Annotated in this window: 8 protein-coding genes; all 8 read right to left on the bottom strand. The window is 46.7% G+C overall.

What is annotated here, in order from left to right; translation table 11 throughout:
- Positions 1–215: hypothetical protein (locus tag COT43_07540; GenBank protein ID PIS28015.1), on the bottom strand; the 215-nt coding region annotated here is incomplete at its 3' end.
- A 14-nt stretch (positions 216–229) separates the two neighbouring features.
- Complete coding sequence (locus COT43_07535; GenBank protein PIS28014.1) at positions 230–1,468, bottom strand: hypothetical protein; 1,239 nt, start codon at positions 1,466–1,468, stop codon at positions 230–232.
- 102 nt (positions 1,469–1,570) lie between these two features.
- Positions 1,571–1,951: a hypothetical protein gene (locus COT43_07530; protein ID PIS28013.1), complete on the bottom strand. Its 381-nt coding sequence runs from the start codon at positions 1,949–1,951 to the stop codon at positions 1,571–1,573.
- 354 nt (positions 1,952–2,305) lie between these two features.
- Entirely contained in the window at positions 2,306–5,770 is a 3,465-nt protein-coding gene (locus tag COT43_07525) for a hypothetical protein (protein PIS28012.1), read from the bottom strand.
- Positions 5,771–5,877: 107 nt separating this feature from the next.
- Entirely contained in the window at positions 5,878–6,483 is a 606-nt protein-coding gene (locus COT43_07520) for a dephospho-CoA kinase (protein ID PIS28011.1), read from the bottom strand.
- A complete protein-coding gene (locus COT43_07515; protein PIS28010.1) occupies positions 6,473–7,120 on the bottom strand; it encodes an adenylate kinase in 648 nt (215 codons plus the stop codon). The genes COT43_07520 and COT43_07515 overlap by 11 nt, the downstream gene beginning before the upstream one ends.
- Positions 7,121–7,168: 48 nt before the next feature.
- A complete protein-coding gene (locus COT43_07510) occupies positions 7,169–8,803 on the bottom strand; it encodes a NupC/NupG family nucleoside CNT transporter (GenBank protein PIS28009.1) in 1,635 nt (544 codons plus the stop codon).
- Positions 8,804–8,874: 71 nt separating this feature from the next.
- Positions 8,875–9,259: thymidine kinase (locus COT43_07505; protein ID PIS28008.1), on the bottom strand; the 385-nt coding region annotated here is incomplete at its 5' end.

Below are 9,259 nucleotides of genomic sequence, written 5' to 3'. Positions count from 1 at the left end.
TCCATCAGGATGCCCAGCGAGCCAGTAATCCTTCCCTCTTTATCAAACAGAGGTACGGAATGGTCAGCCAACCAAACCAGAGAACCATCTTTCCGCTCGAACAGATCATCCTCACGCCATTCTCTGATTTTGCCCTGCAGAGTCAGTTGCTCGCGTTTCAGACGCGGCAAATCTTTGTATTCCCCGTATGCTTCGGTCTGTCGCAATCGACTCATAAATAATAGGCCAGTCATCTCGTGGGGGAATATCCTGTCAGGCTTTCAATGCCCTCACCCAGGAAAATATAGTTGCGACTGGCGTAATCGATCTGATAAGGGACGCCCCCGGCCTTTGTAATGGCATGGCGATAAATACGCTCGGTTGTTATAAGGGCTCCTTCGGCTTGCCTGCTCTCGGTTATGTCTTCCACTGTGCCGTCATAGTACAGAGTTTTTCCATGGGAATCACGGACAGCGCCGGCGCTTTCCCTGACGAAAATAATTGATCCATCCCGTCGTTTCCAGTTCGATTCAAATCCTCGGATTTCGCCTTCTTTTTCGATCAATTCGATGAATTGGGCGCGCGGATAGGAGGGTTCAAAACCATTTACTTCAAGATTTCTAACAGCGAGTTCATCGAAAGAAGAATAGCCTAGCATGCTGATCAGAGCATGATTAGCGAGAAGAATTTTTCCGTCTCGTGTCGTCCGATAGAGCCCGACGGTGGCATTTTCGTACAGATTGCGGAAGCGTTCTTCTGATTCCATTAATCGCGCTTCACTTTCATGGATAGCGTGTTGTGTTTTGATTTCTTCGCTTTTGAGTGTGATAATATTAACAATTTCCAGGAGAGCATCGATTTCAATCTGGCTCCATTGGCGAGCATAGCGGCATTCGGAAAAAGTAAATAAACCTGATGGATTTTTTTGATCACTGTACGGTACTGCAAGATAAGAATAAATACCGTCTTTCTTAAATTTTCTGGTGATGTACTGTTTGATGCCGGGTACTAAATCTCTGGGTAGTACGGCATATTTGCGACCAAACAGCAGTTTTGCCTTTCTAAAACTAATAGATTGGTTTTGAGATGGACCGGCGTCCGCTGTAAACCACTGACTTTCGACAACATATTCTTTTATATCAGGATTAAGTTTGAGGAAGGTGGCGCGACTGACATTCAGTTCAGGACCAACAAAGGTTAGCATCTTCTGGATGATATCGGATTCGGAACCATAAGAATCATTTGCGATTTTCCAGAGATCGGCTCTTATTTTATGATACCTGTTTTGGGTGCGCAAGAATTCTTCAGTATTTTTCTGCTCGGTAATATCAGAATCAACTCCTCGGTAACCAATAAGATTATCTTGCTTGTCGATAACAGGGCAGCCACTAGATTCAAGAATTACAATATGGCCGTCTTTATGAATATTTGGATTTTCTAATTTCTTGAAACTTTCTTTCCTAGAAAAGATTTCAAATACCGCCTTCATAATTTCGCGCCTAATATCAGGAGCAATAAAATCGTAGAAGTGTTTCTTCCCGACAATTTCCTCAGGTTTACAACCCAGTAACGATTTAATAACAGGACTTGCTTAAGTATATACCCCCTCTCTATCCACTTCCCAAATCCATCCTTGTGTATGTTCTGATACCTGTTTGAGTCGCAATTCACTTTCCCTGAGTGCATCTTCCGTCTGCTTTTGCGCAGTTATGTCTATCCAATAGCCTACTGTCTCGAGAGGCTCGCCTTTTTCATCCCGGATCAGTTTTACTTCGTCTCGCACCCAGATATATGATCCGTTCTGGCATAGGAAACGATATTCGTAAGTGGAACGATCGTTTGTTAATACTTGTATTGATTCGGCTGAAAGACGGTCAATATCTTCAGGATGAATATGATCGATCCAGAATTTTGAATCGTTGATAAATTGCTCTGGCTGGTAGCCAGTTAGTTGGAAAATATTCGGACTCATGAAATTTGCGATAAAGTCACCTGGAGTCTTTATAGTATAGTATAGATGACCGCGGCGCTCGAGGAAAACAAATACCTCAACTTCTCGTCAGCCCGCTGGATTCGTTTCTCGGCTTGTTTTAGCTTGATTTCAAATTCTTTACAGGTCGCATTATGTTTATTCATACATACCCTTAGAAGTGATTTTGTTGAATTTCATAAAACACTGTCCATTTATAAGTTAAGCAATTTTAAAAATAACGAGCCTTATTTTTCTAACTTAACAGGTATTCTGACCCAACCAATCCGCCCTATGCAGATAGGCATAATCAATTGAATTAACCTACTTAACCTATTTAACCCAATCTACCGAATCCTACCTCATCAGCAGAACTTTCTTGTGCGAGACGAAGCCCGAAGCGCTCATGCGGCACAGGTACATTCCGCCGGGTAGCGAGTTGTTCGCCTCATCGGTTCCGTCCCAATAGACATCGTAGATGCCGGGAGAATGATTTCGCGATGCTAAAATCTTGACAGCTTTCCCCAGTACATTATACATGACGACATCCACGTCACCGCTCTCAGAAACTTCGTACTGAATTCGTGTCGTCGTGTTGAACGGATTCGGATAATTCTGGTGCAGTTGAAACTTGGTTGGTCCGAATGCCGTAGATTGCGTACGCCGATAGCCAATCGTATTAAAAGGAAACGGTTTCGTCTGAGAATTGGACGCCCAGCGCCAGAGCCCGGAGTTATCAACGGCGGCGAGTTTCCAGAAATATCGCGCGCCGTTTTGAAACCGATGAACCGGATAATAGGTTACGATCGAATCATTTTGGGACGGTGGATCGATGACGACTTCGATCGTGTTGGTGACAAACGAACTGTCGAATCCATAAAAAAAATGATAGGATACGTGACTGCCCGGGTCTTTATCGATCGCCCGATTCCAAGTAAATACGGCATCAACCGTGACGGAATCTTCCTCATAAAATGGCGAAACCATTAAAAACGGCTTCGGAGGTTCATCGACGGAATTGACGCCGAAAATCACGTGTTTTGACCACACCGATTTTTTACCGTCCGGATCCACTGCCATTACCTGATACCGGTAATATTTATCTTCGGCAAGTTGCGGAAGCTGGATACTGGTCACACCGGCTTTAGTCGTAACTTCCGCCGATTTTTTGGGCTCGTCGGCTGGATAATACTTCACCGTATAGGTCAGGTCGCGAGAACTTTGGTTTGGATCGGGATCGCTGGATGGCAACCAGCTGATGAGCGGTTTTCGCGTATCGACAATCATGGAATCTTTCGGTAACAATCCTTCAGTAACCGCCAACGGCGCCTCCGAAATGGCATTCGTGATAAACGAGTTGATCGACGACCAATCCGAACGAGCGCCGTGATTGTCTTTTGCCCGGACGCGATAAAACCACTTTTGATTTTCAGACAGCAGCTTCGGAACGCTGAAAAAATTCTGCCCCCGCGCCGTCTCGAACCGCTCGGTCTGGGAGTCGATGAACTGGGAACTTTGCGAAATCTGAAGTTCATACGAAATGTACATGTGCAGATCCACGAAGTCCGGATCTTGCGACGGCTCCCACCGGAGTTCTGGCATCTGAGTCTTGACGATTTCGCCGTTTCTGGGAGAAAAACCGCTGGCGATTGTCGTTGGCGAATTGTTGATTTGGTTAAAAGCGACGCGCGGCATTTCATCCGGGGGAGGGCTGGCAAGTTGCTGTCTGTCCATCGCCATGATCCGCCAATAATACATCGTATTGTCTTTGAGCGAGTCCCGACCGGGAACATCTGCCAATCGAATTCCTATTGCCTGATCGTCGGGCGGGTTCATCCCTTTCCATGGCAATGTCCGTCTCAGTTCGATCCGGTAACTGATAGACGGCTGGATAAAATCGGAGAATTCCGACAATTCCAAGATGTAGCCAATCGAATCGCCGGGATCGGGATCGGACGCTTTTTTCCACCAGAAACAGCTTTCGGGATTCAGTTCCTCCAGACTTCGCGGAGAAATAAGTTCGACAGGTCCGGACGGCGGCTCGTTGAAATGATTGACGCCGAAATAATGAACGTCCGACCAATCCGAACGCGCGTCTTCCAGATCAATTGACCTGACTTTCCAAAAATATGTGCTGTTTTCGAGCAGAGGCATCGTGATGGTGAGTTCTGTCTTATCATACGCGGTGGACTGAACGATGTACGTGCGCCCGGTGAAATTCCTGTCGCGACTCAGAATGACCTGATAACTCAATCTATCGCCAACATCGGAATCGGTTCCGCGCGACCACTTCATAACGGGATACAGCGTTTGAACAATGGCCGAGTCGGGCGAGAATCCATCGATTGGCGGCAGAGGCGGTTGATTGATTTCGTCATCGAACCGAAACACAGATGTCGTCCAATCAGAAGTCGTTTTTCCACCCCAACCATCTATCACATTCACCTGAAACCGATACCATTCGCCATCTTGAAATTGAGTGGATTCCGTAAAGTTAGACAACCGAATCCGGATAACGTTATCATAACTGACCTCTATGCCGGACAGCAGGTTCGCCCGCGCCATTTCCAGCAGAGAATCCGGCAGGGAAATCTTTGCAAGAATCTCCGGATCATCCTCTTTGGAAATCAGAATTTCGCACGAGAGACGGTCGTTCTTGTCCGGGTCTTCGCCCAATTGAAAAATAAGCGGTTCGGATTTTTTTAAAACGGAACGGTTGCTCGGCGAAATCAATTTCGGAACAGCTGGCACCCGATTTCCGCTATTGATGATAAATTCGCCGGCGTTTTCGCTAACCATCATCAACAATGATTGATCGATTGCCGTCGCGCGCCAAAAATATTTTAGGTGATTTTCCAAAACCTTCGATTCAAGTTGAATGGATTTTCCTACCACTTTTTTTTCAAACGCAATCGTCTGAAAATCTCTGTCGGCGGAAATTTCTACTTTGTACGCCGCGACGCCGTCGCCGAATTGCTCATCCGGATCTGACGCGGTTTCCCATGATAAATTCGGTGCAGTGGCAAATTCTTCTCCTGAAAGCGGCGAAAGCAACCGGAATTCCCCCGGTGGTTCATTAATTCGATTAACGAAAAATCTCTGGCTCTCCCAAGGCGAATATTCGACAGCATCCCACGCGCGTACCCATGCGTAGCACACGGAATTTTCCGGAAGAGGCTCACGTATCTTGTGATAAAGATTCATATCCTTCGACATTAGCGGCGCGACCGTTCGATCGAACAGAATGTTCTTCCCGAGAGAATCTGAAGAGAGTTTTATCTGATACCGAATGCCAGACGGTTTGGTTTGTTTGTCCGTCGCCGGTGTGAACTTGAGTTCTATTTCGTTTTGGCGTGAGATAAAATCTTTTGGCATAACAAACGCCGGTTTTGCCGGAACCGAATTCATCACAAAGTCCAGCGTCGCATAATCAGACCATTCCATAAGCGGATTCTTCGCGCGGATGGAAAATCGGTATTTCGCACCATCTTGAATATCTCCAAGGCTGACGTATTGAAAACTCGGTTGATCCATCGTTACCGTCCCGGATTCCCAGAAAACGGTGTCGCCCTTTAGAAGTACTTCTGACAGGATCATCTCAACAGAGCATTCCGCAGTGGGTTGTGAATATTGCCATTTGAATTCCAACTGATGATTGACACACTGCCGCAAATCGTTCTCTCCGACAAGCGTCAAATTTAGAATGGAAAACGGAGATTCAGCGCTCGTCAAAACAGGAAGGAATGCGAGGATCAATAAAGCGAGCGCGAATCTGATCCGCATTCTACTTTTTCTTTCACTATTTCGAGCGCAACAAATCATAGCAGAGGCAATTTAATCAAATGCCTGTAAAATCTCCACTTTCTGTTTTACCGTTTTGAAAATTTCAGCCGACAATCTAAAAATGTTTTAAGAAAATACGGAAAAAGTTACGACATCAGTTTCTTGTATAGCGATTCCATCGCGGATTTCAGTTGCTCCAACGTGCCGCTGTTATCGATGACAAACGACGCCAATTCCCGCTTTTCTTCCTCCGGCATCTGGAGTTCCATGCGCCTGAGAATTTCCTCACGGGACATCGTTCCGCGACGGATCGCACGCTCCAGCCGTATTTTATAATGCGTGTAAATTAAAACAGTGTGATCAAGATGATTGTCGAAGCCCGATTCGAAAATCAAAGGCGCATCGACGACGACCAATTCGTATTTTTTATCCAGATTCTCGAGCTTTTCTCGAAATGCCAAGATTACGCGCGGATGTATAATATCATTAATGATATTCTGATTTTCTTCGCCGGCAAAGGATACTTTTGCCAATCGTTCGTTATCGATCGCTCCGTCTTTCAGGATATCCGCTCCGAAAGCGTCAACCAGATCCTTTTTAATTTCAGGATCACTTTTCAGCAATTCCTTTGCAACGACATCGGCATTGAACACATAGGCGCCTTTTTCTTCCAGAAATGCCGCCGCCGCGCTTTTTCCCGCTCCTAATCCACCAGTAATGCCAACGGTCACCACTTTTTCACTAACCTCCAATCAATTCCTTTTTAATGCGTTGAAAGACTTCATCCGGAGTTCCATCCGCCGAAATGACTTTCAGGTTCCCGGATTTCCGATAAAATTCGACGAGCGGTTCGGTTTGCCGCGTATAAATGTCCAATCGTTTAGCAATTGTTTCGGCTCTATCGTCGTCGCGCTGAAAGAGATCGCCGCCGCACGCGTCGCACCGACCGGTCTGTTTGGGCGGATTCGTCATCAGATTATAAACGGCGTTGCAGTTCCGGCAGGTTCTTCGCGCTGAAAGCCGGTCGATGATCTGCCGAACTTCCGCATCGAGCAGAATGATGGCGTCAGTCCATACTTTATGAACTTGGAATAGTTTTCCCAGCCCTTCCGCCTGCGCAATGGTTCGCGGAAAACCGTCCAGAATGTAGTTCGCCGGTGCTTGTTTGCCAAACAATTTTTCCTCGATAATTCCGAGCATGACGGCATCCGGCACCAACTCGCCTTTGGTCATGAAAGCATTTGCCTGTTCGCCCAATTTTGTCCCGTTTTTAATCGCTTCCCTTAAGATATTTCCCGTCGAAATATGCGTCATTCCTAATTCAGCACAGAGTTTATGCGTTTGAGTTCCCTTCCCGACACCGGGAGGTCCAAGGACAATCAATTTCATAAATGTTCCCTCAACTTGTCTTCGATTACCGAATCATGCTTCCGATTCTTAGAATAATATTCCGGCGATGCAAGCGGTGATCCACGATGCAAATGCGCCGCCAAACATTGCTTTCAGAGCGACCTTCGACAAATCTTTCCGCCTGTTCGGAGCCAGCGCGCCGATGCCGCCGATCTGAATCCCGATCGACGAAAAATTGGCGAATCCACACAAAGCGTACGTAGCGATGACGATCGATTTCGGATCGATAACGGCGTTTGCTTTCAGTTCAGCAAGCGTGCCATATGCAACGAATTCATTCAACGCCAGTTTGATGCCGAGTAGGTTGCCGACTTCACCCGCATTTTTCCAAGACACGCCCATCGCCCACGCCAGTGGTTTCAGCATCGTTCCGAAAAAAGTCTTGAAACTTCCAGGGAACCAGCCTGCATATTCTCCAACTATTGGCGAAAAACCGCTCGCCGCCGCATATTTGTGGTAGGTTCCATGAAAAAATCTTCCATCGATCAATCTGTCAAGAACAGAGAGTATTGTATCGGCAAGTCCGATAAGCGCGATAAACGCGATCAGCATGGCGGCAACATTAGCGGCGAGTTTCAACCCGTCAGTAACACCGGACGACGCCGCTTCCAGTAAATTCGACGACTGGACAATATCTTTAGGCAAATCAACCTCGCCCGCTGTCTTCGATAGTTCCGTTTCAGGATATATGATTTTTGCAACGAGCAAAGCCGCCGGCGCGGACATGACGCTTGCCGCGATCAGATGCGTCGCGCTGACGCCCATCTTGATATAACCAGCCAATACGCCGCCCGCGATTGTTGCAAAGCCGCCAACCATCACGGTTAAAAGTTCAGAGACAGTCATCTCATTAAGAAACGGGCGAATCAACAGCGGCGCTTCTGTCTGTCCGACAAAGATATTCGCCGTGCAGGAAAGCGTCTCGGCTCCGCTCGTTCCCATCGTCCACTGCATGAAGCGCGACATCCATTGAACGATTATCTGCATCACGCCGAGATGGTAAAGAATCGCCATAAACGAGGCAAAAAATATAATGACCGGCAAAACGCTGAATCCAAATTGCATTCCAAAACCCGGCCACGCCTGAGAATTCGGGAAGAAATATTTATCCAGCGCCAGATTCCCAAAAAGGAATTCCGCGCCGTATGTCGCTAAACCGAGAAAGCGTTCAACTTTATGACTCAGCCACGCAAAGATCACTTCGCCAGTAAAACCGTTCATAAAAAACCACGCGAAGGACGATGCCATAAAAGCCAGTGAAAAGTATTTGCTACCGGTTTTGATTTTCAAGATGGATTTGACGATCATTGCCGCAAATATGATTACGATCGTCCAGCCGAGAATTCTGAGAGCAGATATACAATAGAACGCCAGAAGCGCGGCTATCGAATAAGCAATCACTAATGCCGTTTTCCCCATCTGCTGTTTCCGATCGCCCGCCAGATTAATATCGTTTTTGAAAATATAAATCACGACCATCATCAGAAAAACGAACATACTGAAGAAAGAAAGTGCAGGTTTGCCGAGAATTACCGCCGCGAAGAGCACCTGAAGAAGTAAACCCCAGATAATGATACGCGGTCGAATTTTCTTCCGATTGTTAGACATGAGATAGGAAATACCGAGCAATATGATAATTCCGAGAATTCCGATAAATCTCATTTTTCTTTTCCTTCTACATTGAATTGGTGAATTAGATGCCAGCGTTCAATTTTATTTTCTGATAGGGATCGTCACTCTTTGGGAGGCTCAAAACAGGCGCGACAGCGCGCTTCGTAAGTGTCGGTCGCTCCCAATAAAACTCGTTCACTGGATTTTGTTAACCGTTGCGTGTAGTTGGCGGGACCCCCACACTTCATGCAAATTGCCAATGTTTTTGTGATATATTCCGCTTCGCAGAGAAGTTGAGGAATCGGCTCGAACGGTTCGCCTCGGTAATCTTTATCGAGACCGGCAACGATGACGCGCCGCCCCATTTCGGCCAGTTTCCGGCAGACGCCGACCAGAGTGTTGTCAAAGAATTGTGCCTCATCGATTCCAAGCACCTGCGCATTGCCTGCAAGCCGAAGAATGTCTTCCGCTTTTTCAACTGTCTGCGACGGAATTTTCTGCTGGTTG

The sequence above is a fragment of the Candidatus Marinimicrobia bacterium CG08_land_8_20_14_0_20_45_22 genome (genome assembly GCA_002774355.1).
Lineage (GTDB): Bacteria > Fidelibacterota > UBA2242 > UBA2242 > UBA2242 > 0-14-0-20-45-22.
The sequence above is the reverse complement of the archived record's forward strand: the minus strand, read 5'-3'. Positions and strand labels throughout refer to the sequence as shown.